The organism is Saltatorellus ferox (assembly GCA_007751475.1).
Lineage (GTDB): Bacteria > Planctomycetota > UBA1135 > UBA1135.
Map to the genome: position 1 here is coordinate 4065576 of CP036434.1, position 26839 is coordinate 4092414.

The window sequence follows — 26839 nt, forward strand, 5'->3', positions numbered from 1 at the left end:
GGTGTGAGTGGGGCTTCCACCCGCTATCGTCTGCTTCCCCGAGCCATCCTTTCCATGACTGTTTCCCTCAAGAGCGGCCTTGTCCTGGTGCCGCTTCTCGTCGCTGGTCTCGCACCCAGCACCCACGCCCAGATCGTCGTCACCGAGACCCTCCCCGTCAGCGGCTCATCGTTCGTATACGTGGCGCCCGGTCGAATCCTGCAGCGGGTCTACACCGGCTCCTGGACGCTCGACTGGCAATTGAGCGGCACCCTCTTCGTCGGCGATTCCACCGTTCTTCACACCCTTCGCGTGGTCGGCGTGATCGGCGGTGGCAACCTGAACTTCGGGACGAACGGCATCGACCAGGGCGGCCCGATCCCCGTGTTCTCGATGAACGAAACGTTCACGAACGTCCCGGTCGGTACGCCGCAGAGCACCTCGGGAACATTCCAGGGGAGCGTCCAGGCCTTCGCGGGCAACGCGACCAGTTCCCAGCTCAACGTCGAGACCTGGCGGATCGAAGCCAACCACCCCGACGCCAACACCTACGTCGACGGCGTGCTCGACCCGAACTTCTCCATCGGTGACTACACCGCCACGGGTCGGTTCGACGGAACCGTCACCCTCGACTACGAGGTGTTGCCGTACCCGAATACGCCGGTTTGCCAGGGCGGCGCGGCGCTGGAATCGTACGGCAGCAGCGAGGGCCTCCTCTTCCTGCGCAGCCCCAACGCATCGACCTCGACGGCCGCCATCCTGGTCGAGGGCGCGGGTCTGCCGGGGACGTCGACGGGCATTTGTCTCGGCAACCCACGCCGCGTTCCCGGGAGCCTCCAGCAAACGACGGCCTCGGGCGAGTATCGCTTCCGGATCGATCCGTTCGCCTACCCGGCGGGAACGACGTCGTCCTTCCAGCTCTGGTACAGAACGCCCACGGGCAGCGACTTCTCGGACGCGATCGAAGTGCTGATCCGCTGATCAGGATCCAGAACCTTCCGGCAAGACGGTGGTGACCCTACTCGCCGTCGAAGTGTCCCGCCCAGCCGAGGCGATCCCGCAGGCGCTGCCACGGATCGAACGAGCGGGTCGTGAGGAGCGGGTAGGCGTCTTCGCAGGCCTCCAGTCGCACGGCGTCGCCCCCTTGGAGTTCCGACACGAAACGCCCGTCGATATCGAGCGTGACCGCACCAGCGATGTCGACGACGCGCGCTTCCAGCACAGCACGTGACCCCAGGACGAGCGGCCGATGCGAGAGCGCGTGGGCGGAGATCGGCGTCAAGACGATGGCCCGCAGCGCCGGGTCGAGGATCGGGCCGCCGGCCGCGAGCGAATAGGCCGTCGAGCCGCTCGGCGTCGCGAAGATCAGGCCGTCGGCCCGGTAGCTGGTCACCGCGCGGCCGGCCGAGATGAGCTCGAACTTCGCCATGGAAGGCGTTCCGCCGCGCGAGATCACGACGTCGTTCATCGCGATGGCCGAGGCGCCCTCGGTGCCGCCGCCGCCGTCCCCGCGCAGCACGGTGGCTCGGAGCCGCATTCGCTGCTCCACCAGCGCTCGACCCTCCAGCACCTCGGTGAGGCCCTCGCGCCACGCGGAGCTCTCCAGGGAGGCCAGGAACCCCACGCGCCCGTAGTTGATGCCGATCGTCGCGACCGGCGCGTTCTGGAACAGGCGGCAGGCCGTCAGCACGCTGCCGTCCCCGCCGAGCACCACCACGAGGTCGGGCTGATCATCGAGCGCGAAGGAACCGTCGAACTGAATCTCGCGGACGTTGGTCCGCACCTCCACTCGATCGCAGGACGCCGCGAGGAGCTCCTTCACCGCACCGATGTTCTCTGTCACGAGCGGCTTCTCACCGTCCGCGAGCAAGAGAACATTCTTGACCCGACCATCCGCCGGCATCCAGAGGCTCGTGCCCGGCGGCGTGGCACCGTCGCGCGCGCCAGGCTTCGGCCCCGGCGCCTGTCCGGCGACGTTCGTCAACGGATCTCCGCGGCGGACTGGCCGCTCTGGAGCTGGCGCACGGTGCGCTCGACGCCCGCAGGATCGAGCCCGACGGACGCGAGCTGTTCCTCGCGCGTGGTCATGTGATCGACGTAGCGATCCGGGATGCCGAGGAGCTTGACCTGGGCCATGCGGCCGTCGCTTGCCCCGGGGGCCCGCGACGCGGCCTCCAGAACCGCCGATCCGAAGCCGCCCGCGCGCTGGTGATCTTCCAGCGTCACGATCGCCTTGTAGCGGCGCAGATGCTTCGCGAGGAGCTCTTCGTCCAGCGGCTTCACGAAGCGCGCGTCTACCACCGCGACCGCCGTGTCGTGGCTGGCCTGGATCGCCGCCGCCACGCGCAGCGCCGTCTCCGTCATCGAACCGTAGGCCCAGATGCAAACGCCGCCATCCACGCCGTCGCGCAGCACCTCGGCCTTGCCGACGCGCATCTCCTCACGCTCCGACGCGTGCACGTCCTCGTGCAGCGGCGCGTTCCCCCGCGGGAAGCGCATGGCCGTCGGATGATCCACCTTGAGCAGGAGCTGGAGCATCCGCTTGACGTCGGTCGCATCGCGCGGCGCGCCGAGGACGAAGTTCGGGAACGTCCGCATGTACGCGATATCGAACACGCCGTTGTGCGTCGGGCCGTCCTGCCCCACCGGCCCCGCGCGGTCGAGCGCGAAGAGCACCGGCAGGTCCTGGAGCGCGACTTCCTGGAAGACCTGGTCGTAGCCGCGCTGGAGGAACGTCGAGTAGATGGCGCAGACGGGTCGCATCCCGGCCTTCGCCATGCCCGCGGCCATGGCCACACCGTGCTGCTCGCAGATACCCACGTCGTGGAATCGCGAAGGATGCTGCTCTGCGTAGAGATCGAGGCCCGTGCCCGACGGCATCCCGGCGGTGATCGCCTGAACGCGCACATCGCGCGACGCCGCGTCGATCAAGGCCTCCGCGAAGGCGTTGGTGAACGCCACGGGCTTCGGCTCCGCCGCGCCTTGCGGCGCGGGCGGCTCCAGTTTCCCGACGGACGCCTTCTTGGGCGCCGCCTTGACCGCGTGCACCCGCTCGGGGTGGCTCGGACCGTCCGGATGTCCCTTGCCCTTCTCCGTCAGAACGTGGAGCATCACGACACCGTCGAGTTCGCGGATCCGCTCCAGCGTCTTCACGAGTCCCTCCACGTCATGGCCGTCGACGGGCCCCACGTAGCGCACGCCGAGTTCCTCGAAGACATGGCCCGGCACGAAGACGTGGCGCAGCACTTCGCCGACGTCATCCAGCGCTCGATCGACCCGCGGTCCTATGAGCGGAATCGCCTGCACGAGACTCTTCGTCTCCTGACCCGCGCGCTGCACGAGGCGGCTGCCGCGGATCTTCGTCAGGTACTTCGAGAGCGAGCCCACCGACTTCGAGATCGACCACTCGTTGTCGTTCAGGATCACGAGGAGCTTCTGCCGCGTCGCGCCCGCGTGGTTCAGCGCCTCGAAGGCGACACCGGCGCCGAGGGACGCGTCGCCGATCACGCTGACCGCATGCGGCGGGTTCTCCTGATGGGCCATGCCCATGGCGAGGCCGAGCCCGAGGCTGACGCTGGTTCCCGCGTGGCCCGTGTGAAAGAGGTCGTAGGGCGACTCGTCAGGGTGCGTGAAGCCGCAGAGGCCGTCGGTGCGACGCAGCGTGTCGAAGCGATCCTTGCGACCGGTGAGCACCTTGTGGGGATAGGCCTGGTGGGAGACGTCCCATACCAGGCGATCACGGCGGAAGTCGAAGACGCGATGCAGGGCGACCGTCAGCTCGACGACGCCGAGGTTCGACCCCAGGTGCCCGCCGGTGCGCTGAACCGTATCGAGGAGGAACTCGCGCACCTCGCGGCAGAGCCGCGGAAGCTGCTGCGGGCCGAGCGCCTTGACGTCCGCAGGACTCTCCACCCCGGAGAGCAGCGAGAGTTCGGCGTCGGCGCCGGCGTACTGCGTCGCCGAATCCTTCGTCTCACGGGAGGTGGACTTCGCCCTGGAGGCGGCGCCTGAATCGTTGTCCTTGGCCATGTATCTTGTCCTGATCTTCGCTCGTTTTCTCCCCTCAGGGTAGGCCCCGGGGCAGCCCCCAAGCACCCCTATCCCGCGCTATATCCGGAGCGGCATGACAGATCGGTCCGGACCCGATCCAGAAGGGAGACGTTCGGATCAGGCGCGACGTGCTGCCAGGAGTTCGACCAGTCCGAGACCCAGGACGCCGAACCCGGCCTTCGCGGCCAGATTTCGCGCCCCGTGAGCGTGCCGCTCGGCTTCCGCCCGAGCCCCTTCGAGCCCCAGCGCGGCCACCAGCGTCCCCTTCCTGGCGTCCTGGTCCTTCCCGGGCGTCTTGCCCAGGGTCGCCGCGTCCCCTGTGACGTCCAGGACGTCGTCCACCGCCTGGAACGTGAGCCCGATGGCCCGCCCGTAGCCCGCCGCGAGCCGCGCCTGCGCTTCCGTGCCGCCCGCCGCGATCGCGCCCAGCTCGGCGGCCGCCGCGATAAGCCGCGCGGTCTTCAGCTCGTGGATGACGCGGATACGGTCCGCGGCGAGGTCCTGGCCCTCTCCGGCGAGGTCCAGCGCCTGACCTCCGACCATCCCGGCCGGGCCCGCCGCCCTGGCGAGGGCCAGCGTGGCCCGTGCCGCCGCGGGAGCGGGCATTCCAGCGGCGAGTGTCTCGAAGGCGAGGGTCAAGAGCGCGTCTCCGGCGAGGACGGCCGCCGCTTCGCCGTACACCTTGTGCACGGTGGGCCGGCCCCGGCGGAGGTCGTCATCGTCCATGCACGGCAGGTCGTCGTGGACGAGGCTGTAGGTGTGGACGCACTCGATCGCGATCGCGGCGGCCTCGACGGCGCGTTTCGTGGCGGGATCCATGGCGTCCTGCCCGCCAGCTGCTGCCTCTCCGGCCAGGCGCACCAGAGCCGGCCGGATCCGCTTGCCGCCGCCGAGCAGCGCGTAGCGCGTCGCGTCGGCGATCTCCGGCGGCCCGAGTTCGGCCTCGCGCACGAAGCGTTCGAGCGCGGCCTCGCTCCAGAGGCGCGTCTCCTCCAGCCAGGCGCGCGCGGCCTCCACGGAATCAGTCACGGCAGTGGACGAGGCAGAGGGCCCATCGGACGGGTCCATCAGAAGGGTGCGTCAGGATCCGAAGGCACGCCAGCGGAACGGGCGCCACCCTGGGCCAGGCCCGGGCCCGGCGCAAAATCGGGATCGCCGGCGTGGGGCCGTAGACCGTCCACGCTGAGCTCTTGAACCTGGGCCCGGAACCCGGCGAGCTGCTCGCGGCAGCCCTTGAGGAGCGCGACGCCCTCCTTGTACTGCTCGAGCGAGTCCTCCAGCCCGAGGCCGCCCTGCTCCAGCTCGGCCACGATCTCTTCCAATCGGCCGAGGCTCTGATCGAACCGGGGAGCTTCGGACTTGGCGGACTTCTTCTTCGGCGCCTTGGGTGCGGGGTCGCTCATGGCACCAGCCTAACCGCGACGGCGTCCGGGAATCCATAGTCCCAGGCCGCCGAGCGGACGCCTTCGAGGAGCGCAGCGAGTTCCGCGGGCCCGGCGCCCAGGGCAGGCGCTCCCTCGACGAGCCGGTCGCGCAGCGCCACGGGGTCGAGCCGGGTGTCCGGACCCCAGTAGAGCTGCATCACGGAGCTGCGGAAGATCCGGCGGCCGAGGCCCCGGAGGAAAGGGATCTGGCCCGGCGTTTCGCGGGCCGCGTCCAGCTCGCCCTTCACGTAGGGCTCCCAGCTCAGGAAGCCGGTGCCGTACCGGCCGAGCGCTTCCGCCGCGCTCGCGTCCAGGTCGGCCCGCTCGAGTGCGCCCCGAACGTTGCCGCTGGCCTCGCGAAAAACGGCGGCGCCGAGCCCGAGCGCCACCCCGGTGGCCCCGTCGCCGGCTACCTGGCGGAGCGCCTCACCCATCGCAGCGCTGCCGAAGCCAGGCGCGGCATGCCCGACCGCGGCCGTGATCTCGGCCGCGAGGAAGTCGGGCGCGCCTTCCCCCACTCCTGCGTCCTGCCGCTTCGGGACACGGATCGAGAACAGCGGCGCCACCGCCTTCGCGTAGCCCTCCGGGGAATCGTTCTCCCGCGCGAGTCGCGGCACGACCTTGACGAACGCGCCGCGCAGCTCGTAGCCGTGCACGCTCGTCAGCGTCTGCCAGTGATCTCCCGCTCGCCGGAGACTTCCGCCATCGATGATCTGCGCCGCGTGGACCGCGCCGAGGGCCACGAGGAGCGTCACGCCGATCCGGGCCATCTTCGCGGGCGGCGTCGAGCGCGCTTCGCCCTTCGCGGACACGGCCGGTCCAGCGCTGAGTGCGACGATCATGAGCAGCGCCCAGACGAGCGGCGCGAAACGAATGAAGCGAACCCAGTGCGCGCCCTCCGCCACGGGCTCGATCATGCCGCTCGCGCCAGCGAAAGCGAGCCAGAGGAGCGCGAAGCCCCCGAACAGCGCGAGCGCCCAGGCCCGGTCGTCCCTGGGCCTGGCGAAGCTCAAGCCGCTGACGATCGCCAGTCCGGCCGACAGGATCGTGAAGGTGGGAAGCCGCTGGACGTCGGCGAGGCCGACGCGGATCGCGCCGACGAGCCGCTCCCAGCCGCCGCCTCCACCGACCTCGGACCCATGGATGTCCAGGATCTCCCTCCCGACGCTCGCGTACATGAGCATCAGCGGAGCGAGCCCGACGAGCGTTCCCACGACCAGCGGCCACGCGAAGATCCGCCGCCAGTTCGTCGCCGCGAGCAGCACGATCACGCTGAGCACCGCGATCGGCACCTGGTAGCTGAAGTAGGTGCCGAAGCCCGAGGCGAGTCCCAGCCCGAACAGCGTCAGCCGATCGGGGCGCCGATCGCGCGGCGTGCGCGCGACCTCCAGCCCCAGCCAGAACACGAACCCCATGAAGAGCAGCGCCTCGTAGTGGATGCCGAGGTGCAGGAGCGACTGCTTCTGGAAGTGGGCGGGCCCGAACGCCATGAGGAACCCTGCCAGCATGGCGGCGCCGGCGCCTGCAAAGCGCCAGGCAAGCCCCACCGAGGCGAACACGGTGCCGAGTCCCCAGGCGATGGCGGCGAGCTTGTGGGCGAGGATGTTCTGCCCCACCAGGAGAAACATCAGGGCCTTCAGGTGGCTCGCGACGAAGCCTCCCCCCTCATAGGGATGGAACGGCATCCGCGCGTAGGGGATCTCGACGCCGTCGAGCAACATCTTGGCGACGGCACCCTTCTCCAGCTCTTCCCCGTAGAAGAAGACATCCCCCATGGCGAGGACGTACGCGAGGCGCAGCACGACGTAGAGCGCGGCAGCGATGGCAAAAATCCGTATCACGGGGACCAGCCTAACGGGCGGGAGCGCCATGATCGCCTCCCCATGCCAGGAGAGATTTTCGATGCCGCCCCGGCGGATCACGGGCCCCGTAGTCCGATGCGCGGCGTCGCCCTCCTGGCGATCCTCTGGTTCGCTGGCCTCACCTGGTGGCTCGCGATCCCCGGGGCGCCGGGGTACTCGTTCGACGACCGAGAGGCCATCGTCGGCAACCCCGTGGTGGAAGGGACGCTCCCCGCCGCGGCGGCGTTCGATCGGGACTACTGGCATCACCTGGCCGACGCGGGGCACTACCGGCCGCTCGCGACCCTTCTCCTGCGCTTCGATGCCGCGCGAGTCGACGTCCGGAGGGATGCGGCGCCCCGGACCTTCCGCTACACGAACCTCGCGCTGCATCTCCTGGTGATCCTGACGCTCGGCCTCGCGCTCATCCGGATCGAGCGCGTGGGCGGTCCGGCGTTTCCCTGGTTCGGCCTGGCGCTCTTCGCGGTCCATCCAGCGAATGCCGACGCGGTCGCCTGGATCTCAGGCCGAACATCTCTCCTCTCCGGCCTCGGAGCGGCCGTTGGACTTCTGCTGCTGTCCGGAGGCGTGTCGATCCTTCGCTTCCGTCACGGATGGGTCTTCGCCGCGGGACTCGTGGGAACACTCCTTTCCCTTCTGGCCAAGGAAGACGGTGTCGTGATCGCCGCGGCGCTCCCGATCATCGCCTGGGCCCTGCCTCGGCGGGGCGCCCAAGACAGTACGCGAGGTCAACGCTGGCGCCGCGCCGGTTTCGCGCTGGTCGGTGCCGGGCTCGCCGTCCTCGCGGTCGGCTGGCTTCGCCACGGAGCGCTCGGCTCCGCGATGCCCGCTGCGCCGTCCGCGCCCCTGGCGGCCACTCCGCTGGTGGAACGTCTTGCCATCGGACTGTCCGCGTGGTGGCAAGGAGTCGGCGCGGCGCTCACGCCCTGGGCGTCGCACCCGCCGAGCCTCACGCTCGGGGACGTTCTGCCCAGGAGCGGCGCACTCCCGTCCCCCATGGGCTCGCTCCTCTTCGGAGACGGCGTCCCCGGGCCCGGGCTCGCAGGCGCCGTCGGCCTGGCGCTCCTGGTCTTCTGGCTCCTGCGCGGCCGTCGCTCCGCCCAGCTGAGCTCATGCCTGGCCCTGCTCGCGGCGCTGCCGCTGATTCAGCTCGTGCCAGCGGGCGAGCTCTTCGCGCCGCGGTTTCTCTATCAGCCTCTGCTACTCGGCGTGGTCGGAACGAGCGCACTGGCCGCGGCGTTGAGCCGGCCACTCGGCCCCCGCGTGTCCCTCGCCCTCCAGGTCGTGCTGCTCGTCGGCCTCGCGTGGTGCTCGATCGAGCGCGCGGCCCCGGTGTACGACACGCGGGAGTCCTACTGGCGCGCGCATCTTCCGGCCCACGACGGCGAGGCCAAGATCTGGAACGCGATCGGCGAATGCCAGCGCGAGCGAGGCGATCTCGAGGCCGCGCGCGCGTCGTTCCTGAAGTCGAAGACGCTCGATCCTCGCTACAGCCGTCCGCTCGCGAATCTCGGAGCCCTCGAAGCGCGCGAGGGCAACCTGGACGCCGCGGAGACCTGGCTGGAAGAGGCCATCTTCGAAGGCCCGGACGAGCCCGCGCCGCGAGCAAACCTCGCGACGATCCTTCTCCGCCAGGGCCGCGCGAACGAGGCGCTGGAGTGGTACCGCGATGCCGCAAGACTGGCGCCAGGCCGAGCCACCTATCACCGAGGCGCAGCGCGCGCAGCGCTCTCCTTGGGCGATCTCGACTCTGCGACGGAGGCCGTCCACCGGGCGCTCGAGCTCTCACCGCAAGACCCGCTCACACGCTCGCTCGCCGAGGAGGTCGAACGGGCCAGGCAAGCATCACCGTCGACGGGAACGGCTCGCGACGAGTGACTCCATCTGCCATCAGGTCGATGGCCAGAGATGCTGCGAGGAAACGCCAAGGGCTCGATTGAAACGAGCGGACGCGTTCTCCCAGGCGATCAGCTCGGTGAGCCCGACGATCTCCACGGTCGAGAAATGGGCGGCGACCCTTTCGAAGATCGCGTCCGTCACGAACGGGTCCGCCGCCGTATCGACCGTCATCGCATCCGCGTAGTCCAGGGCTGCGAGGGACCGCTCATCGAACAGCTCTCTGGGAAGTGTCGCTTCGACGACGCCCAGAAGCTGCTCCTTGGAGACGCCCATCTCGCTGCCGACCGCAGCGTTGATGTCCTGTCAGAACACGCAGCCGACGCGTGCCGCGACCCGGCGGTTCACGAGCGCCGAGAGAGCGGCGTCACGGAACACGGCCTGGTCGAGCGCCGCCCACATTCCCCGTGCGCCCCGGAAGAGGCTTTCATCGTGGGCATAGAGCAGGTGGTTGTTCAGGGGCGCGCCGAAGGTCTGCCGCTGCGCCTCGAGGATCGCGCGAACGCGAGGAGGGGTGGACTCCGGGTCGACTTCGGGGATGCGTGCCATGGCCGCAGTCTCCCGGCCAGAACCGGCGAATCCGAGCACTTTTTTCGGCGATCCCGTTGGCAGGCTGCTCGAGGCACCCGCGGCATCCTCTGACGCGGATAAGCGTCGGGTCTGGGCCCGCTCTTGCTCAGGCTCCCATTCCAGGCAAACTGGACGGAGGATCGGAGGTCTACGGTGGGAAGCGGCGCCACGAAGTCCGAAGATCATCCCATGAAGCCCCCCGTCATCATCGCTGGCATCTTACTCCTACTCCTCAGCGTCATCGGGGGCGTCGTGGCGATGATGAGCCAGGGCGGCGGCGCGGCCGCCTACGACTCGATGTCGGGCCAGGAGATCTACGCCAAGCTCTGCCAGCAGTGCCACGGTGAGCGCGGCACGGCCCCCAGGGGGCTCGCGAACAGCTACGCCCGAAAGCGCGAGTTCTGGAACGAGGAGAACCTCCTCGCCTACATCGCGTCTCCGATAAGCGTGAAGAAGAAGATGCCACACCTGCGCGACTCGAAGCGTGTGATGCCCGCCATCTCGAAGTCGATCTCCGTCGCGGCCCGCAGGAAACTCGTCGCCCACGTCCTTGGTTTGATGGACGCCCTCGAGCCGAAGACCGGCGGGCCGTCGACCCGGTCCGCCCAATAGAAGCGGCCAGCAGGAGCGACACAGGAAGCCGGAGCCCGCGCACGCCCCGGGAGTGGGCTACCGGACCTGGACCTCGTAGGACCTGGTGAAGTTGGAGGTCGGACCCGCGGGGCTCGTGTCGCGGTGCCACACCTGGAAGTACCAGGTCTCCCCCACGCCCGCCGACACGCTCCCGCCCGGCTGAGCAAGGGAGGTCAGATCGATCGATGCTTCGATCCGTCCGCTGCTTCCCGAACTCGGCGACGCGGGAAGCGATCGGCCGATGGACTGCCCAAGGCAGAGGCTACCGGCGCTGCCTCCGGGCATGGCGACGTGGCCTTCTTGCCGTGAGGTGAGCACCTGTGTGAAGGACTGCGCGGGCAAGTTGGTCGCGATCAGCGTCAGTCCACCGCCGTCGAGGTAGCGAGAGCCGTCCGCTTCCAGCTCTCCCGGAACACCCGTGGAGTTCGGGGTCACGGCGCAATCCGTCGGTCGACCCGGCTCCAGCTCCAGGATCCCGATCGAAATCGGGCTGTTCGTCAGACCTTCGATCCTCACGAAGAGTGCCAGCATGGTTCCGTCGGGCGAAAGTCCGTCGATGGTCTGGTTGTCGGATCGCCTGGGAAGGCCAACGGCGGCGAGCCGCTGGCCGCTCGGCAGCACGGCCGTCGCCGTGGACAGCACCACTTCATTCTCACGCATGATCCCGTACACCCAGGGCCCAGCGCCCGAGGGGTCGTCGACGTAGCTGAAGTCGTGGACCATGGTCCCGTCGGCGGCGAGCTGCACGCCAAAGGGGCCGTTGTTGACGGGGAATCCGCTCCCGTCCGGTGACGGGTCACCCGCCGAGAGGACGTTCACGCCGTTCTTGAACAGGTGGTAGATCAGGCCTGCGCCCGGAAAGGGTCGATGCGTTACTTCCAGTGCCCACGCGCCCCCGGGCGCGAACGAGGCGTGGGACACGGGGGTCAAGAAGAGCACCTGCCCCGGGACAGGGGCCGGGTCACCGTTGCGCACGAGCACGTTGCCACCGATGGCGAGCACGGAGCTCTCCTCGTCCCCTGCGGTGATGACCGAGCTGAGCTCGCTGACCGTCCCGTCGGCATCGACGAACGCACCGAAGCTCGTCTCGAGCGTATCCCCCGCAGCGGTGATGACATCCCCCCGCTTGATCCCGCGCTCCAGCACGAGCGCCCCCGACAGCGGATCGAGCCGGTAGAACAGCCGATGCACCACGCGCGCGGTCGATCCCGGGAGAACGAGCCTGCAGCCGATGGTCAGAACGTCCCCCGACCACTGCGGGTCGCCGAAGAAGGTGAACAAGGCGGCGCCGGAGGGAATTCCGGGAACAGCCGCCGGCGTCACGATATCCCCCTCTTTCGCGACCAGCGTGCGATTGAGCAGCAGAGCGCTGCCCTGATTCGTCTGGACCGAAGCGACCCAGTCCCCCTCGTTTCGCAGGGCGATGCCCCTCGTGAAGCCGAACGTCACACCAGGCTCGATCTCATCGGAGAGTCGGTAGAGAGTCTCGTCATCCAGGATCAAACGGGAAACCTGATTCTGGGTACGAGCGACGTAGAGGATCTGGCCGCTGTCATTGACGTTCCAGTCATCGAAGAAATAGGCACGTCCTCCGCCAGGCATGTAGTCCCCGGCGGTGATGTGGATTCGAACGGGAGCCTGGGGAACCAGGGGAACGAGCGGAGCGAGAGCAGCGAGCGCGAGTGAGGTCAGCATGGTTGGTAGAGCGAGCGGGCAGGAGAGAACTTGCGAGGTGCGACACGGTGAACCAGGGCAGCCACCGACGCCATCGTGGTCTACCGCTCGGAATCTGGAGGGTCACGGAATTCAGTCGAACTCCAACGAACCGAGAATCTCGGCGGCCGTGACAAGCTCCGGCTCCCAGGAGGATCAGCCGACGGCTTCGTCCCAGCGGAACGTGACCGGCATGTCCACGTTGGCGCCGAGAGTTGCGTGCACCGGGCAGCCGAGCGCCGCCTTTTCCAGCGCGGTTCGAACCTTGGCCTCGAACGGCCCCGGCACCCGGATCTCGACCTCCAGCCGCGCGATTCTCCGCACCGGCTCCGACGTCATCACCTTGTTCACGGAAGCCGTGGCAGCCGAAAGGTCCCAGCCGTGCCGCTCCGCCACGATCCCCATGATGGTCAGCATGCAGCTGCCCAGCGCCGTCGCGACGAGGTCCGTGGGTGAGAACGACTCCCCCTTGCCCTGGTTGTCGGTGGGTGCGTCGGTGATGAGTTCGGTGCTCGACTGAAGGTGGACGGCCTGCGTGCGGAGCTGGCCCTCGTAGCGGATCTCGATCGTTGCCATACGGAGTTGGAGCGTTCGTCGGAACGCGTGCTGAACGGAAAGGAATCAGGGACGGCGGTACGCGACCTGACCGTTGATGACGGTCGCGATGACGTTCGCCCGGAGGATCTGATCGGCCGTCGCCGGAGCGAGGCGGCCGATGTCGATATCGAACGCCGTGAAGTCTGCGGCGTAGCCGAGCGCCAGACGGCCGCGGCGATCGTCCTGGAGAGCGGCGGCTGCTGCCCCCTCCGTGTAGGCGGCGACCGCCGCGCTGGCCGAGAGGCGCTCGCTCGCGAAGAAGCCATTCTCCGGCTTGCCCTCCGCGGTCTGCCGGGCGATCGCCGCGTAGAGGCCGAGGCGAGGGTCCGGTGAGCTCGTCGGAAAGGCGCTGCCGAAGGCGATCAGCTGCGTCGCCCGTGACTGGAGGGTTCGCCACGCGTACGCGGACTGCGCGCGCTGCTCCCCGAGCCGCGCCTGGATCCAGGCGAGGTCCGCCAGAAGATGCGCGGGCTGAATCGACGCGACGACACCCAGGTCTCCCAGCCGACGGAGGTCCTGCTCGGCCACGAGCTGCAGATGCTCGATGCGCGGCGAGTAGACCCTGAATCCGTCGTAGCGCTGGGCTGCCTGATGGAAGCCTTCCAGCGCCGCTCGCACGCCGCGATCGCCCGTGGCGCGCACGGTTGGCTGCAGCCCGAGCCTCGCCGTGGCCTCGACGCTGGTACTGAGATCCTGGGTGGACCAGGCGAGCTGGCCGCTCTCGTCGGGCGCGTCCGCGTAGGGCTGCAGCAGAGCGGCCCCGCGGCTCCCGAAGCCGCCGTCCAGCGCATAGGTCACGCCGACGATGGAGAACACGTCATGCCGATCGGCGAGAGCGCGTATTCGCTCCGCGCCGAGGGATTCCGCGAGCTTCAGCGAAGACAGGTAGCCGACGACGCGGAGCTTGAGCTTCCCCGCGTCACGCAGCTCCGAAAGAACCTCCACCGCCCCTCGATCGATGGACATGTCGTGCACCGCGGTGACGCCGAAGCGAAGCAGATCGTCCTGCGCCCTGAGGATCCGGCGCGCTCGAACGGAGGGAGTCGGCGCGGGGATCACCCGCTCGATCTCTGCGAGGGCCGCGCCAGCGAAGATCCCGGAGACGCGCCGCTCCTCGTCCTCGATACCCGCCGCGACCATCGCCCGTTCATTCGCGAGGCCGACCTGCCCATCGATCCGAAGGACGAACACCGGGTGAGTGGGCACGGCCCGGGAGAGGGCCTCGTGGGTCGGGTAGTCGCTGCCCTCCCATAGCGTTTGATCCCAACCGCGGCCAAGGACCCACTCCCCTTCTGGCAGGGAACCGGCGAACTGGCGCACGCGTTCCACCGCCTCCGCAAAGCTGGCGGCGCCCAGCAGATCCACGTTCTCCAGTGATGCGCCGTGGTCCTCCAGGTAGCCGTGCGAATCCTGAAACCCCGGGTAGCAGTGCGCGCCCCCCATGTCGATGCGCTCGGCGCCGCGCGCGTCGTCCGATTCGTTGAGCTCCGCGAAGCCGCCGAGCGCCAGGATCCGACCGTCGCGGACCAGAAGCGCTTCGACGCTGCGATCGCTCAGCTCCAGCGGGTCGGGACCTCCTTCCTCCTGACGGCCGCCCGTGTAAAAGGTCCCTCCGTAAAAGAGTCGTAGGCCGCCATCGATGACCTTCTCGTCGTCCGCCGGCGACGCCGGTCTTCCACCCTGGGCCCCCCCTGCCAGCAGCGCCGACAGGAGCAGGAGAAGCGTCGAGCCTGCGCGGAATGTTCCCATGGTGTGAGCCCCGAAGCCCTGTGGGCGGCCGGGACTGCTAGGTCCATGGTGCCCTTGGCCCCGCGGAGCGGCTACAGTCCGGCCCCGAAGATTGCCCAGACGGTCACCTGGCCGGCCACGAAGACAAATCCGAGATGACGCAAGAGACCTCTTCCCGCTCCGTCCCTGGCTCCGGCCCCGGCCCCCTCACGGGCAGGCACGCCCTCATCACCGGCGCCTCGTCGGGCATCGGTGCGGCCACCGCGCGCGCCCTCTGCCGCGCCGGCGCCACGGTGGTCCTCACCGCCCGCCGCGCCGAGCGGCTCGCCGAACTCCAATCAGAGCTGAACGCGGCTCGCGCGGACTCCGCCACCGTCGCGACCTGCGACGTCCGGAAAGCAGTCGACCTGGCCCGGGTCTTCGACGCCGAGGAGGCGGCTGGCCGCCCCGTGGATCTCGTGGTGGCCAACGCCGGGCTGGGTCTCGGCGTCTCCCCCATCCAGGAGGGCGACCCGGAGGACTGGTCCACGATGATCGACACCAACGTGAAGGGAGTTCTCCACACGGTCCGGGCGGCTCTTCCGACCCTCCGGGGCCTTGGGCGCGGCGATCTCGTCCTCCTCGGCAGCGTCGCGGGCCGCCAGGTCTATCCCGGCGGCAACGTCTACAACGCCACAAAACACGCCGTGAAAGCGATCTACGACGCCCTCCGGCTCGACAACGTCGGCTCGGGCATCCGCTTCACGACGGTGGACCCCGGGATGGTCGAGACCGAGTTCAGCGTGGTCCGCCTGGGCGATCAGGCCCGCGCCGACGCCGTCTACGTGGGCATGCAGCCCCTCCGCCCGGAGGACGTCGCGGACGCGATCACCTACGCCGTGACCCGGCCCGCCCACGTGAACATCGGAGAAATCGTGCTCTGGCCGACGGATCAGGCCAGCACGAGAGACGTTCATCGTTCAAACTAAGCGACCCATGGATGGCGACTCCCCGTGAGCCGCCATCGCCCCCTTCCTTTTTCCGTCCCCCGTACCCTCCCCGTTCTCGAACGGCCCCATGTCCAACGATTCGCTCGACAAGGAGATCGAAGACGCCCTCAACGGTGTCGATCTCCAGGCCCTCGGCGCCCGCCCCGAAGACGACTCTCCGTCCGCTGGCGGCAAGCGCCGCTCCAAGTCCGATGATCTGATGCCCGGAACGGTCTCCGGGATCAGCGGCGACGACGTCGTGATCGACCTCGGGCCCCGGATGCAAGGCATCTGCGCGCTGACGGAATTCGACGAGCCGCCCGCGGTGGGTCAAGAGTTCCGGTTCATGAACCGCGGCCGCGACGACGACGATCTCTGGATCCTGTCGCTGCGCGGCGCGAAGGACCTCGAGGTCTGGGAACAGCTGGAAGTCGGCTCCCACACCAAGGCGCGCGTGACCGGCCAGAACCAGGGCGGCCTCACCCTCAAGATCGGTGGCAACGAGGCGTTCATGCCCATGAGCCAGGTCTCGATCCAGCGCGACGTGGATGCCTCGTCGCTGCTCGGTGAGACGATCGTCTGCGAGGTGATGGAGATCGACCGGAGCCGCAACCGCGTGCTCCTCTCCCGGCGTCGCGTCGAAGAAGGTGAGCGCATGGTCGCTCTCTCGGAAGCCGTCGGCAACCTGACCCCGGGCTCCAAGGTCAAGGGTAAGGTCACGCGCATCGAAGCCTTCGGTGCGTTCGTGAACATCGGGCACGGGGTCGAAGGCCTCGTCCACGTCAGCCAGATCTCGCGCCAGCGCGTCGAGAAGGTCGACGAGGTCCTGAAGGTCGGTCAGGACGTCGACGCGATGATCCTGGAGATCAAAGAGGGCGGCAAGAAGATCTCCCTCGGCATGAAGCAGCTGGAGCCGGACCCGTGGGACGAGGTTCCCCACCGTCTCAGCGTGGATAGCCAGATCACCGGCAAGGTCACGCGGCTCATGGATTTCGGCGCGTTCGTCGAGGTGATGCCCGGCATCGAGGGTCTCCTGCACGTCAGCCAGATCTCGACCGAGCGCATCCAGAACATCAGTCGCGTGCTCAACGTCGGCCAGGAAGTGACGGTCCGCGTCTCCGCCGTCGACCCGGGCTCCCAGCGCATCAGCCTCACCCGCCTCGACGCACGCGGCGCCATGATCGGCTCCGAGGACGCCGTCGACAACGCGGACATCCAGGCCGCCATGAACCCGTCGGCGAAGCCGCTCGGGACCAACCTCGGCGACCTCTTCAAGAAGGCGCTCGAGAACAAGAAGTAGCGCAGGGCGCTCGCCGGGTCGGAGCAGATCGTCAGATGGGAGGAGGCCGTCAGATCGGAACGAGAACGTCCGACTTCGGCACCATCACCACCATCTCGACGGGCGCCGCTCCGGCGATCTGCACCTTCGCGCGTCCGACCGAAAGGGTCGTTCCCTCCTCGTAGGGCAGCGCGGGGCGCACGTCGGCCCGCACGCCCTGGCACCCCTCGAAGATCACGCTGATCGCGGGCGAGCCGATGGCGCGCAGGGCCGCCTCGCCCGCGGCCGCCACGAAGTTTCCGACCTCCAGCATGGCTTCCTTGATCGCGTGATCGATCTTCGTGAGCAGGCGCAGATCCGCGACCGCGGTATCGGGCTGCATCATGAGGTAGGCAGCCAGCGAGATCGACTCCGGCAGCGGAAGGATCATCGCGCCGTGCTCCACGTCTCCGCCAGCTCCCACGATCCCGAAGCGAAAGGAGACGTGGATCAATCCTGGACCGGCCGGACGATCCGTGCGCTCCTCGTACTCGACCCCGAGGATCTCAAAGTCCCGATCGCTCAGCATGGCCAGGTCGCTGGCGACCCGGTCGAAGATCTCGTTGACGAAGAGCGACGCGGCGTGGGATTGGGAGGACATGGCTCCCAGCTGAATCGGCAGCGCACGGGGGCCCAACCCAAGGGAAACTCCCCCATGAGCCGCGCCATCTCGACCTGAGACCGTGTCGCCCTCAGTACGACTCGGATTCGTCGGGGAAGCTCCGCGCCCGGACGTCGCTGGCGTAGTGCTCGAAGGCCTTTCGCATGTCCTCGCCGATGTTCGCGTAGCGACGGACGAAGCGCGGGTTGAAACGGGTGCAGATGCCGAGCATGTCGTGACTGACCAGGATCTGCCCGTCGCAGTTCCCCCCCGCGCCGATGCCGATGACGGGCACGCTGACGCTGGCCGTGACCTCCGCCGCAAGCTCCGCCGGCACCTTCTCGAGGACGATCGAGAAGACGCCCGCTTCCTCCAGGAGCTTGGCGTCCCGCTTGAGCTCCTCGGCCTCCTCCTCTTCCTGGGCGCGCACCTGGTACGTCCCGAACTTGTGGATCGACTGGGGCGTCAGGCCAAGGTGCCCCATCACGGGGATACCGACGTCGACGATGCGTCGGACGGTATCGGCGACCACGCGGCCGCCCTCCAGCTTGACCGCCTCGGCGCCGGCTTCCTTGACCATGCGCCCCGCGTTCCGGAGCGCCTCGTCCGAGTTGACCTGGTACGACATGAACGGAAGGTCCGCCACGACCAGCGCGCGCTCGACGCCGCGCCGGACCAGCGTCGTGTGATAGACCATGTGATCCATCGTCACGGTGACCGTCGTCTCCAGCCCCTGCATCACCGTCGAGACCGAATCGCCGACGAGGATCACGTCCACGCCAGCGGCATCGACGAGCTCGGCCATGGAGTAGTCGTAGGCGGTCAGCGCCGCGATGGGAACGCCCGCCTCCTTCATCTCCTTCAGGCGATTGGTCGTGACCTTGCGCTTGGAGAACTGGGACTTCGCGCGCGGCCTGGGGGCCGGGCCGTCGCCGGAGGCGTCATCGGGGTGCTGTGACATGGACGGGTTGTACCATCTGAAGCCGCCAGCGCGACTCAGCTACGAGGCTTCGAAAGAGACTCGCGCGCTTCCAGCACCGCACTCTGGGCGCTTCGGGCTCCATCGATGGCCGCGCTCATGATCCCACCTGCGTAGCCCGCCCCCTCACCCGCGGGGAAGAGATTCTCGAAGCCCAGGGCCCGGCGCGACTCCCGATCGCGGGTCATGCGCACCGGGCCCGAGCTGCGTGTTTCGATGCCCACGAGGAGTCCCTCGGGTCCGCCGAAGCCCGGAATCGTGCGATCGAAGCGCCCGAGAGCCTCTCGAATCGCGTCGCGGACCTGCGGCGGCAAGAGCTCGTCGATGCGCCCGGGAACGGCGCCGAACCCGTAGCTGGTCTTCAGCTCCCCCCCCGAGAGCCGGCCCTCCAGGAAGTCGTCTGCGCGCTGTGCCGGGGCCTGGTACGTCTCGCCGCCGGCGACGAAGAAGCGCTCCTCCAGGTGCCTCTGGAGTTCGACCCCGGCGAGCGGCCCCTCGAAACCGAAGGACGCGAAGTCCTCCGGCGTCAGCGTGGTCACGAGCGCGGCGTTCGCCCAGCGCGACGAGTGCTTGGAGTTGCTCATCCCGTTCGTGCAGAGCCTGCGCGGCTCGTTCACGCTGGCGACGATTCGACCGCCCGGGCACATGCAGAAAGAGTGCGCTGGCGGCGCGCCTTTGCTCTGGAGGTTGTAGGAAGCCGGGCCGAGGCCGTCTCCGATCTCGGGCCCGTAGCGCCCGCGCGTGATGAGTTCCTGGGGATGCTCGATCCGCACGCCGAGCTGGAAAGGCTTGGCCTCGAGGAGCACGCCGTCTTCCAGCAGCCGCGCCCAGGTATCCCGGGCGCTGTGGCCGATGCAGAGCACGAGCGCATCGAGCGGAATCTCCCCCTCGGTGGTCGCGACGGCCCGGATGCGCGCCTCGCTCCTGGCTCCCGATGATCGGACGAGCCCGGTCACGCGGATGCCGTAGCGGAACTCGACTCCCGCCGCCTCCAGCCGCGCCCGAAGCCGCGGCAGCATCCGATGGAGTCGATCCGTGCCGATATGCGCGCGCGCGTCGTAGGCGATGTCCGGGGGGGCCCCTGCATCGATGAGCTCCTGGATGACGGTGAACTCCATGGGATCGGAGACCCGCGTGTAGAGCTTGCCGTCCGAGTAGGTGCCGGCTCCCCCGTCGCCGAAAAGCAGGTTGTTGTCCGGATCGGGCTCCCCGCCGCGGTGGAAGGCCACGACCTTGCGACCGCGGCGCTCGATGGGCTCGCCCCGCTCCAGGAGCGTCACGCGCGCACCCGACTCGGCGGCGCCGAGCGCCGCGAAGAGCCCACCGGGGCCAGCACCGACGACCACGACATGGGGCACTGCGCCACCGGATGCGCCGCCGGGCCTGCCCGCCGATTCGACCCGCAGGCTCGCGGCGGTCGGCGCCTCGCGGACCTTGCCGGAGCGGCGCAGCCGCTCGAACTTCTGGGAACGGATCGGTCCCTGTCCCGCCAGATCCACCTGCACCACGAAGTGGAGGTCAGCCCCGCGTCCGCGCGCGTCGACCGAGCGCTTGGCCAGCCTGGCGAAGGCGAGCTGGCCCGGGTCCAGACCGATCTGACGCGCAGCGCGCGCCAGAACGGCCTCGTCCGGCTCGTCGACTTCCTGCCGCAACCCGCTGACACGCCAAACGTTTCCGGCACCTGATCCTCGGCTCGATCCCATTCTGCTCGGGAGTTTACGCACGCCCCGCAGTTCTCCGTCGGATTCCTGTCCGGAAGTGACCAGCCGCTACCGAAGGCCCCGTCGGTGGGCCGCCGGCGCGCCATTTCCGGGTTTCGCACACCCCCACCTGATCCACGAGCTGAACCGCATGAGCTTCTCCCCTTCACTCCTCGTCTCTGCCGCGCTGGCAGGGGTCCTGCTCGCCCACGGCTGCGCCACCGTCTCCTCGTCGGTGATGATCCCGGAGTCGATCGAGGCGGGCCTATCGAAGGGCGGGAGCGTTCGGATCGACGCCGAGGGCTCGTCGCGGCAGGCCTTCGTTGGGCGCCGCCTCGTGGCCACCGACGCTCTGGAGTCCGCGGTTCGAGAGTCCGTTCTGAGCGCGGGCCTCTACGACGAGGTGGTCCACAAGGGCAAGGCGGATCGCGTCCTCTCCGTCACCGTGGACCGACTGGAGGAGCCAGAGATCGGGCTTGACATGACCTGTGAGGTCGCGCTCCGCTGGCGCCTCATGTCCGGCGACCGCGCGAGCACGTACTGGGAAGAGGTGATCACGACGAAGGAGACGATCAACACGTACCAGGAGACGGATTCGTCGAAGCGCGCCATGAAGGCCGTCGAAGCCGCGCTCCGGTCCAATCTGCACCGCGGGATCGTTCGACTTTCGAACGCAGGCTAATCCGGCGGGTCCCAGCTATCTGCCCCCATGACGAGCCGAGCGACGACGCTCCCGCCGTTCCGGATCTCGTCCGCGGTGGCGAGCTCTTCGGACTTCTGGACGCGGCCGATCGGGACCGCTGCCCGGGTGCTCGAGTGGTCGTTTCCGTGTCCGAGGACGATGACCCCGCCTTCATCGCCGAGGTGAACGCCCACTGCGTGGCGGCGCCGGAGCTCCAGCGCCGCGGCGCGTTCCACGGTCACTGGGCCGAACTCGACGATTCGCTCTCGTTCCACGCCAAGGAGCCGCTCGCGATCCTGAAGAAGCGCTGGGACGAGGCGCGGCCGATCGTGCTCCATGACGCACTGCCAGACGACGTGCTCGATGCCGCCGAGGAGCCGCTCGCCACGGCCGACATGGGCGGAGCTTTGCGGTCGCCCACCGGACTCAACGAATGGCTCCACAAGCGCGAGCAACTCATCGCGCCGGAGTTTCGCATCCAGCGGCCGATCGAAGAGCGCGGTCGCTCGAAGGGCGCCAACCTCCCGGACGAACGCGACCTGGCGCGGGCGTTCGTCTCGTGGAAGGCCCCCCAGGGCCGCACGATCAAGGGCCCGACGAGCGTCAGCAATCTCTGGATCAAGAGCCAGCGGCTATCGCTTCACCCGGACGACGACTCGGTGCGCGTGCGCTTCTCCTTCGGCGAGGAAGGGCCGGACGACGCGAGCCGCGACATGGCCCGCCATAAGCTGGTGCGCGAGCTCTCCAGCCGCCTCATGCCGGAAGCAGCTGCGATCAACGCCGACCCGGAGATCCTGGGTCTCCTGGAGGAGTGGATCGGGGCGACACCTCTCCTGACCCAGGGCATCGCTTACTGGAACGCTCCGAGCGGGGGAGCGCTCTTCCACCATGACGCCTTCGACGAGCCGTTGCAGGGCCGCCAGCGCGGCGTGCTCTACTCCCAGGTCACGGGCTCGACGGCCTGGCTGGCGCTGTCCGTTCAGGATCTCGTCCTGCGGGTGAGGGAGTTCGTCGAGTTCATGGAGGACGGTACGCTTCCGGCCGCGCGAACGGCGCTGATCACCGATCACCCTCGCGGTGACGACGTCCTCGCCGTCGTCGGTGATGGCGAGAGGCTCATGAAGGAACTCAGCGAACCAGGGTGCGGAATCCTGGCCCCGCTCGTGAATTACGGGCCGGATTTCACTTCGCTGTGCGCTGACGCCGGTCACGCGTTCCTGCTGGGCCCCGGCGACGTCATCTGCCTGCCCAATCATGGCTACGCTTCCACCTGCATGCACTCCGTCTTTTGCGCGAGCGAGGAGCCTGGCTTCGCGCTTTCGCTCGCCATCCGAGCGACCACGGATGGCGTGGATCCGGCTCGAATCGGAAGCCGCAGGGCAAGAGGTCGCAGAGGACCCAGAGCGGACACTGGCGGGCCGCGCCGCGGATCCGGCCCGAGGCGCTCCGGCGGCTCCCGACGCGGTCCCAGATCGAGGCGTTCGTGACCTGGTTGTCACCTTGCTCCGAGCTTCATCTCAGCCCCGGCCCGCCAAGCCGCGATACTCTTTGTCATAGACATGTCAGTCACTCTCCCCGTCACGACCTCCTCGAAGTCCGTCCCGGATCGCGCCCAGCTGGCGGCCCTCGGCCCCCACTCGCCACGGGGCCCTCTCGTCGGACCTTCGGAGCTTCGCTCCGTGTTCGAAGCCTTCGGGCTGAACCCCCTCGAGGTCCTCGAGCTGGGCACGAGCCCTGACGCCGGTGACCGTTTCCACGTCGTGGCGCCCCAGGAAATCCTCGTCGGCCGCCGTTTCGCGAGCCTCGACGCCGAACTCGACGACGACTCTGCCTTCCTCCTGGTGCTGGAAGGCAAGGTCGACGACCGTCGACTGGCCACGTGGCGCAATTCGCTGTGGCCCATGATTCACGTGGGAGCCATTCTCCGCTGCCAGGGAGGGCGCGCACGTCGCATCACGCTCGGCGGAACGGAAGAGGTCGAAGGCACGTTCGACTTCGACGGGGCCGTCCTGTTCGGCAGACGAACCGCTCACGTGATGGCCCCCGAAGCGACCGTCGAGAAGTTCGACAAGAACGCGTCCGGATGGGACGGACAGCCCGGCGGCCCCGGCTATCCCCACTTTCGCTGGATGCGCCGCTTCGTGGGACACTTCGTCCAGCCGCTGCCGGCTCCGAAGAACGGTGGTCCGCTGCGCGTCCTCGACTTCGGCTGCGGCGCTGGATGGGTCGGCATCGAGGTCGCCAAGGCCGTCGGCGACGTCTACCTGGCGTCGTTCGATCCGAGCCCGGAGATGGTCAAGATCACCGGCAAGAACGCAGAGAAGGAAGGAGTCCAGAGGTTCGAAGGCCGCGTGGGTTTCGGCGAGGCGCCCCCGTTCGGCGGCGTTCACGAGGGCGCGACGAACGAGCGCTTCGACTACGTGGTGAGCTCGGGCGTCGTGAGCTTCTCACCCGACGTGGAGGCCTGGATGGACGGCCTCGTCGCGACGCTGGCTCCGGGCGCTGACCTCGTGGTAGGCGACATCCACCCACTATCCAAGGGCTTCCTGCGCCGCCGCATGCGCAAACCGCTCCTGCCCGTGCGCGAGATGAACGCACGCACCCGCGAGGCGATCCGCGCAGGGCTCGAGGCCCGTGGCCTCAAGCACGTCCGCAGCGGCGCCTACCAGATCACACGCCCGATCCCGGAGTTGATGCACCTCAACGAGACGAAGCTGAAGGGGCTGTTGACCTACCCGCTGCTCTGGATGAACAAGCTCATGACCGCGCTGGACGGATCATTCGGTTCCCCGATGCAGGACCGCTTCGATTCCTGGGTCATGCACCTGCAGGCGCCGGGAAGCGAAGAGTAGCCTGCGACCGCTCGGCCTTCGGGCCGAGTGCACTGCAGCGGGGGGCTCACTGCAGCGGGGGGCTCACTACAGCGGAGGGCTCACTGCAGCGCAAGGCTCACTGCAGCGCAAGGGTCACTGCAGCGCAACCTGTCGCCTCGCCGCCTCCGCCCGTCAGCCCGTTGTCTCGTCGGCGTCTCGATCCGCCGCTTCCACGCCGGCGGCTGCCGCTTCCTCGCTGGCGACAGGCTCGACCTCCATCCCAGGGATCGTGACTCGCCGGGTCCCGATCTCGTCCCAGGCGTAGGTGCCGTAGTCGATCAAATTCGCCAGCGTCTCGCGCATGTCGTCGCGCGAGACGATCGCGTCGATCTGCCCCTTCTCCAGCAGGAACTCCGAGCGCTGGAATCCGGGGGGAAGCTCCTGCTTGATGGTGCTGGCGATGACGCGCGGACCCGCGAAGCCGATGAGCGCGCCCGGTTCGGCGAGCGTCAGGTCGCAGACCATCGCGAACGAAGCGGTCACACCACCGGTCGTCGGGTGGGTCAGCACGCAGATGGCAAAGCCGCCCGCCTCCTGAAGCGAGGACAGCGCCGAGCAGGTCTTGGCCATCTGCATCAGCGACAGCATCCCCTCGTGCATCCGGGCCCCGCCCGAAGCCGTGAAGAGGACGAGAGGCCGCTTCTCCAGCCGAGCGACGTCACAGGCGAGCGCGATCTTCTCTCCCACGACCTCGCCCATCGAGCCGCCGAGGAACTTGAAGTCCATGACGCCGAGAATCACGGGGCGGCCGTGGATCTCGCCGCGCCCCGCGATCAGGGCCTCGTTCTGGCCGGTCCGCTGAACCGTGCGCTCGATCTTGTCGCCGTAGGGACCGGAGTCCACGAAGTGGAGGCGGTCCATCGCCGTCAGGTCCGGGAAGAGTTCTTCCCAGGAACCTGCGTCCAGCGTGTGGCGCACCCGATCACGCCCCGGCATCGTGAAGTGGAAGTCGCAGCTCGGGCAGGTGTACGATTTCTCGACGACCTCCTTGCGATAGATCGTGGCCTCGCAGTGCTCGCACTTGAGCCAGAGCCCGGTGGGCAGCTCCTTCTTGCGGAAACGAAGCCTGTCGAGACGGCCGCGCTTGGGGGCAGCGCCGTCCTTTCCATCCGGTGAAGTGTTCTCTTTGGCCATACTGATATCGCTCATCGGACGGTTCCTGAGCCGCTGATCGGCTCCTTCATGGCCTCCACTGCGGCACGACGGAAGGACTCGATGGTCCCCCTTCGATCGGCGGCACCAAAGATGGCCGAGCCAGCGACGAATGCGTCGGCTCCAGCCGCCGCGCAAAGCGGCAGTGTCTCGGCATTGAGACCGCCGTCCATCTCGACGATGCCCCGGAAGCCCTGCTCCCGGAGCCAGCGAGTCTTCGACAGCGTATGCTCCATGAACCTTTGACCACCGAAGCCCGGGAACACGCTCATGATCAGGACGAGGTCGACCTCGTCGAGGATCGCCTCCAGAGGCTCGACCGGGGTGTTCGGGTTGATGGAGACGCCGACCATGGGCGCGCCCGCGTCGCGGAACGCCTTGTTCGCGAGCTTCGCCCCGCGGACCGTGCCACTGCCCATCGCCTCCCAGTGATAGGTCAGCACCTGGGCGCCCGCGTCGACGTAGTTCGACGCGTACGCGATGGGGTTCGACACCATCAGGTGGACGTCGAGCGGCCGAGTGGCCACCGACTTCATCGCCTGGACGAGCGGCGGACCGAACGTCATGTTTGGCACGAAGTGACCGTCCATCACGTCCACGTGCAACCAGTCCGCGCCCTCGCTTTCGATGGCGCGGATCTCGTCACCGATCCTCGTGAAGTCGCACGAGAGGAGCGACGGCGCGATGATCGGCGTACGGGGGGACGAGTCCTGCATGGCGTGAATGATAGTCGCTCCTAGTGCCCTGAATCAGGGGTTCGTCGCATTAGTTTCGCCCGTTTCGCTCCGTAGCTGCGTTGCCGAACCTTGGACGGAACTACTGCTACGCACTGCGGTTCGGACGCCTTGCTACGAAACGAAACAGACTGAAACTAATGCGACGAACCTCTGATTCAGGGCACTAGGAGCGCGATGCGGGGCCAAGGGCTTCGATTCCGGGAAGGACCTTGCCCTCCAGGAGCTCCAGGGACGCTCCACCGCCGGTGGACACATGGTCCACCCGGTCGCTGAGCCCGAGGAGGTGAATCGCCGCGACCGAGTCGCCGCCCCCCACCACGGTCGTCCCTTTACACTCGGCTAGCGCCTTGCCGACGCTCTCCGTACCGGCGCGGAAGGCCTCCAACTCGAAGACCCCCATCGGCCCGTTCCAGATCACCGTCTGCGCCGACCGGATCCTGTCCGCGTACACTTCGCGGGTCTTCGGGCCAATGTCGAGGGCCATGAGGCCCTCGGGAATATCGACGTCGGTGATCCGGGTTTCGGCGTCCGCCGCGAACCGATCGGCCACCACGTGATCCACGGGCAGGATCAGGTCGACCCCCTTCTTCTCCGCCTTGGCGAGGGCCTCCTGGCACATCACGAGGCGGTCCTCCTCGACCAGCGAGGCCCCGACGGTGTGGCCCTGAACCTTCAGGAACGTATACGCCATGCCGCCCCCGATGAGGAGCGCGTCGCAGCGATCGAGCAGGCTGTCGATCACGGTCAGCTTGTCGCTCACCTTCGCGCCGCCGAGAATGGCCACGAGGGGGCGCTCCGGGTTCGTGAGCACCTTGGCGAACGCCCGGCACTCGGCCGCGAGAAGGTCGCCGGCTGCCGACGGGAGCAATCGCGCGACGCCCGACACCGAAGCGTGATCGCGGTGGGCCGCGCCGAACGCGTCCCCCACGAACACATCCCCGAGGCGCGCGAACGCTCTGGCCAGCTCGGGATCGCCCTTGGTCTCACCCTTGTGGAAGCGAACGTTCTCGCAGAGCACCGTCGTCCCCTCGGGCGCGGACGCGATCGCGTCCTCGACCGCCGGGCCGGTGCTCTCCTTCAGCGTCAGAACCGGCGAGCCCAGCAGCTCCTGCAGGCGCTCGCCGATCACGCCGACGCGCATGGATTCGACGACCTCACCATCGGGCCGTCCGAAGTGCACCAGCACCACCGGTCGACCGCCGCGATCCAGGATCTTCCGAAGCGTGCCGATGCCCGCGCTGATGCGCGTGTCATCGGTGATCGCCCCGGTCTTCTTGTCCACGGGAACGTTGTAGTCCGCGCGAACGAGCACGCGTTTGCCGCTGAGATCACCCAGCGAGTCCAGGTCAGGTACGTCGAGATTCATGATTCAGGGTC

The 26839-nt window shown here is 68.4% G+C and carries 23 protein-coding genes; 8 read left to right on the top strand and 15 right to left on the bottom strand.

Annotated features, from left to right (window positions below):
• The first annotated feature begins 54 nt into the window (after window positions 1-54).
• Window positions 55-960, top strand: coding sequence for a hypothetical protein (locus tag Poly30_RS14465; RefSeq protein WP_145198457.1), 906 nt, complete (start codon window positions 55-57; stop codon window positions 958-960).
• Between the two features lie 37 nt (window positions 961-997).
• On the opposite strand, the gene Poly30_RS14470 is transcribed toward Poly30_RS14465, so the two are convergent.
• The 5 genes from Poly30_RS14470 to Poly30_RS28485 all read right to left on the bottom strand — a co-directional run bounded on the left by Poly30_RS14470 (window position 998) and on the right by Poly30_RS28485 (window position 7294).
• Window positions 998-1963, bottom strand: a complete 966-nt coding sequence (locus Poly30_RS14470) for an NAD(+)/NADH kinase (protein WP_145198459.1) — start codon at window positions 1961-1963, stop codon at window positions 998-1000.
• Window positions 1960-4008 (bottom strand): 1-deoxy-D-xylulose-5-phosphate synthase, encoded by a 2049-nt coding sequence (dxs, locus tag Poly30_RS14475; protein WP_145198461.1) that lies wholly within the window; start codon window positions 4006-4008, stop codon window positions 1960-1962. Before dxs ends, Poly30_RS14470 begins: the two co-directional genes overlap by 4 nt.
• Window positions 4009-4146: 138 nt before the next feature.
• Complete coding sequence (locus Poly30_RS14480) at window positions 4147-5058, bottom strand: polyprenyl synthetase family protein (protein WP_419190191.1); 912 nt, start codon at window positions 5056-5058, stop codon at window positions 4147-4149.
• Window positions 5059-5096: 38 nt separating this feature from the next.
• A complete protein-coding gene (gene xseB, locus Poly30_RS14485; RefSeq protein WP_145198465.1) occupies window positions 5097-5432 on the bottom strand; it encodes an exodeoxyribonuclease VII small subunit in 336 nt (111 codons plus the stop codon).
• Window positions 5429-7294, bottom strand: a complete 1866-nt coding sequence (locus Poly30_RS28485) for a hypothetical protein (protein ID WP_419190192.1) — start codon at window positions 7292-7294, stop codon at window positions 5429-5431. The genes xseB and Poly30_RS28485 overlap by 4 nt, the downstream gene beginning before the upstream one ends.
• Window positions 7295-7336: 42 nt before the next feature.
• Between Poly30_RS28485 and Poly30_RS28490 the strand changes: the two genes are divergently transcribed.
• A complete protein-coding gene (locus Poly30_RS28490; protein ID WP_419190193.1) occupies window positions 7337-9193 on the top strand; it encodes a tetratricopeptide repeat protein in 1857 nt (618 codons plus the stop codon).
• 12 nt (window positions 9194-9205) lie between these two features.
• On the opposite strand, the gene Poly30_RS29040 is transcribed toward Poly30_RS28490, so the two are convergent.
• On the bottom strand, window positions 9206-9760 hold the full coding sequence (locus Poly30_RS29040) for a carboxymuconolactone decarboxylase family protein (RefSeq protein WP_473163482.1): 555 nt from the start codon (window positions 9758-9760) through the stop codon (window positions 9206-9208).
• A 210-nt stretch (window positions 9761-9970) separates the two neighbouring features.
• Between Poly30_RS29040 and Poly30_RS14510 the strand changes: the two genes are divergently transcribed.
• The gene (locus Poly30_RS14510; protein WP_145198475.1) at window positions 9971-10393 is read left to right on the top strand and encodes a c-type cytochrome; all 423 of its coding nucleotides are present in this window, start codon (window positions 9971-9973) and stop codon (window positions 10391-10393) included.
• A 57-nt stretch (window positions 10394-10450) separates the two neighbouring features.
• Here Poly30_RS14510 and Poly30_RS14515 read toward each other — a convergent pair whose 3' ends face one another.
• The 3 genes from Poly30_RS14515 to Poly30_RS14525 form a co-directional block, all read right to left on the bottom strand.
• Window positions 10451-12109 (bottom strand): hypothetical protein, encoded by a 1659-nt coding sequence (locus Poly30_RS14515; protein WP_145198477.1) that lies wholly within the window; start codon window positions 12107-12109, stop codon window positions 10451-10453.
• Window positions 12110-12283: 174 nt separating this feature from the next.
• Window positions 12284-12703, bottom strand: a complete 420-nt coding sequence (locus Poly30_RS14520; RefSeq protein WP_145198479.1) for an OsmC family protein — start codon at window positions 12701-12703, stop codon at window positions 12284-12286.
• A 45-nt stretch (window positions 12704-12748) separates the two neighbouring features.
• Window positions 12749-14473 carry an amidohydrolase gene (locus Poly30_RS14525; protein ID WP_145198481.1) on the bottom strand — a complete coding sequence of 575 codons (1725 nt, stop codon included), beginning with the start codon at window positions 14471-14473 and terminating at the stop codon, window positions 12749-12751.
• 134 nt (window positions 14474-14607) lie between these two features.
• Between Poly30_RS14525 and Poly30_RS14530 the strand changes: the two genes are divergently transcribed.
• Together Poly30_RS14530 and Poly30_RS14535 are read left to right on the top strand one after the other, a co-directional pair.
• Window positions 14608-15420 carry an SDR family NAD(P)-dependent oxidoreductase gene (locus tag Poly30_RS14530; RefSeq protein ID WP_145198483.1) on the top strand — a complete coding sequence of 271 codons (813 nt, stop codon included), beginning with the start codon at window positions 14608-14610 and terminating at the stop codon, window positions 15418-15420.
• Between the two features lie 88 nt (window positions 15421-15508).
• On the top strand, window positions 15509-16720 hold the full coding sequence (locus Poly30_RS14535) for a 30S ribosomal protein S1 (protein WP_145198485.1): 1212 nt from the start codon (window positions 15509-15511) through the stop codon (window positions 16718-16720).
• Between the two features lie 49 nt (window positions 16721-16769).
• Here the strand turns inward: Poly30_RS14535 and Poly30_RS14540 are convergent, their stop codons facing one another.
• From Poly30_RS14540 to Poly30_RS14550, 3 genes are all read right to left on the bottom strand, one after another.
• Complete coding sequence (locus Poly30_RS14540) at window positions 16770-17339, bottom strand: hypothetical protein (protein WP_145198487.1); 570 nt, start codon at window positions 17337-17339, stop codon at window positions 16770-16772.
• 91 nt (window positions 17340-17430) lie between these two features.
• Window positions 17431-18300, bottom strand: coding sequence for a 3-methyl-2-oxobutanoate hydroxymethyltransferase (panB, locus tag Poly30_RS14545; protein WP_145198489.1), 870 nt, complete (start codon window positions 18298-18300; stop codon window positions 17431-17433).
• Window positions 18301-18335: 35 nt separating this feature from the next.
• Complete coding sequence (locus tag Poly30_RS14550) at window positions 18336-20021, bottom strand: NAD(P)/FAD-dependent oxidoreductase (RefSeq protein WP_145198491.1); 1686 nt, start codon at window positions 20019-20021, stop codon at window positions 18336-18338.
• 148 nt (window positions 20022-20169) lie between these two features.
• On the opposite strand from Poly30_RS14550, the gene Poly30_RS14555 reads away from it, so the two are divergent.
• From Poly30_RS14555 to Poly30_RS14565, 3 genes are all read left to right on the top strand, one after another.
• The gene (locus Poly30_RS14555; protein ID WP_145198493.1) at window positions 20170-20700 is read left to right on the top strand and encodes a hypothetical protein; all 531 of its coding nucleotides are present in this window, start codon (window positions 20170-20172) and stop codon (window positions 20698-20700) included.
• Between the two features lie 146 nt (window positions 20701-20846).
• The gene (locus Poly30_RS14560) at window positions 20847-22187 is read left to right on the top strand and encodes a hypothetical protein (protein ID WP_145198495.1); all 1341 of its coding nucleotides are present in this window, start codon (window positions 20847-20849) and stop codon (window positions 22185-22187) included.
• Between the two features lie 72 nt (window positions 22188-22259).
• Window positions 22260-23552, top strand: a complete 1293-nt coding sequence (locus Poly30_RS14565; protein ID WP_145198497.1) for a class I SAM-dependent methyltransferase — start codon at window positions 22260-22262, stop codon at window positions 23550-23552.
• A gap of 153 nt (window positions 23553-23705) precedes the next feature.
• Here the strand turns inward: Poly30_RS14565 and accD are convergent, their stop codons facing one another.
• The 3 genes from accD to Poly30_RS14580 all read right to left on the bottom strand — a co-directional run bounded on the left by accD (window position 23706) and on the right by Poly30_RS14580 (window position 26828).
• Window positions 23706-24722 carry an acetyl-CoA carboxylase, carboxyltransferase subunit beta gene (gene accD / locus Poly30_RS14570; protein ID WP_419190194.1) on the bottom strand — a complete coding sequence of 339 codons (1017 nt, stop codon included), beginning with the start codon at window positions 24720-24722 and terminating at the stop codon, window positions 23706-23708.
• Window positions 24719-25441, bottom strand: a complete 723-nt coding sequence (gene rpe, locus Poly30_RS14575) for a ribulose-phosphate 3-epimerase (RefSeq protein WP_145198499.1) — start codon at window positions 25439-25441, stop codon at window positions 24719-24721. Before rpe ends, accD begins: the two co-directional genes overlap by 4 nt.
• 184 nt (window positions 25442-25625) lie before the next feature.
• On the bottom strand, window positions 25626-26828 hold the full coding sequence (locus Poly30_RS14580; RefSeq protein ID WP_145198500.1) for a phosphoglycerate kinase: 1203 nt from the start codon (window positions 26826-26828) through the stop codon (window positions 25626-25628).
• Window positions 26829-26839 lie beyond the last annotated feature (11 nt).

Coding starts and splice junctions, on each gene's coding strand:
- Poly30_RS14465 (WP_145198457.1), top strand. CDS start 55: ATGACTGTTTCCCTCAAGAGCGGCCTTGTCCTGGTGCCGCTTCTCGTC.
- dxs (WP_145198461.1), bottom strand. CDS start 4,008: ATGGCCAAGGACAACGATTCAGGCGCCGCCTCCAGGGCGAAGTCCACC.
- xseB (WP_145198465.1), bottom strand. CDS start 5,432: ATGAGCGACCCCGCACCCAAGGCGCCGAAGAAGAAGTCCGCCAAGTCC.
- Poly30_RS28490 (WP_419190193.1), top strand. CDS start 7,337: ATGCCAGGAGAGATTTTCGATGCCGCCCCGGCGGATCACGGGCCCCGT.
- Poly30_RS14510 (WP_145198475.1), top strand. CDS start 9,971: ATGAAGCCCCCCGTCATCATCGCTGGCATCTTACTCCTACTCCTCAGC.
- Poly30_RS14515 (WP_145198477.1), bottom strand. CDS start 12,109: ATGCTGACCTCACTCGCGCTCGCTGCTCTCGCTCCGCTCGTTCCCCTG.
- Poly30_RS14520 (WP_145198479.1), bottom strand. CDS start 12,703: ATGGCAACGATCGAGATCCGCTACGAGGGCCAGCTCCGCACGCAGGCC.
- Poly30_RS14525 (WP_145198481.1), bottom strand. CDS start 14,473: ATGGGAACATTCCGCGCAGGCTCGACGCTTCTCCTGCTCCTGTCGGCG.
- Poly30_RS14530 (WP_145198483.1), top strand. CDS start 14,608: ATGACGCAAGAGACCTCTTCCCGCTCCGTCCCTGGCTCCGGCCCCGGC.
- Poly30_RS14535 (WP_145198485.1), top strand. CDS start 15,509: ATGTCCAACGATTCGCTCGACAAGGAGATCGAAGACGCCCTCAACGGT.
- Poly30_RS14540 (WP_145198487.1), bottom strand. CDS start 17,339: ATGTCCTCCCAATCCCACGCCGCGTCGCTCTTCGTCAACGAGATCTTC.
- panB (WP_145198489.1), bottom strand. CDS start 18,300: ATGTCACAGCACCCCGATGACGCCTCCGGCGACGGCCCGGCCCCCAGG.
- Poly30_RS14550 (WP_145198491.1), bottom strand. CDS start 20,021: ATGGGATCGAGCCGAGGATCAGGTGCCGGAAACGTTTGGCGTGTCAGC.
- Poly30_RS14555 (WP_145198493.1), top strand. CDS start 20,170: ATGAGCTTCTCCCCTTCACTCCTCGTCTCTGCCGCGCTGGCAGGGGTC.
- Poly30_RS14565 (WP_145198497.1), top strand. CDS start 22,260: ATGTCAGTCACTCTCCCCGTCACGACCTCCTCGAAGTCCGTCCCGGAT.
- accD (WP_419190194.1), bottom strand. CDS start 24,722: ATGAGCGATATCAGTATGGCCAAAGAGAACACTTCACCGGATGGAAAG.
- rpe (WP_145198499.1), bottom strand. CDS start 25,441: ATGCAGGACTCGTCCCCCCGTACGCCGATCATCGCGCCGTCGCTCCTC.
- Poly30_RS14580 (WP_145198500.1), bottom strand. CDS start 26,828: ATGAATCTCGACGTACCTGACCTGGACTCGCTGGGTGATCTCAGCGGC.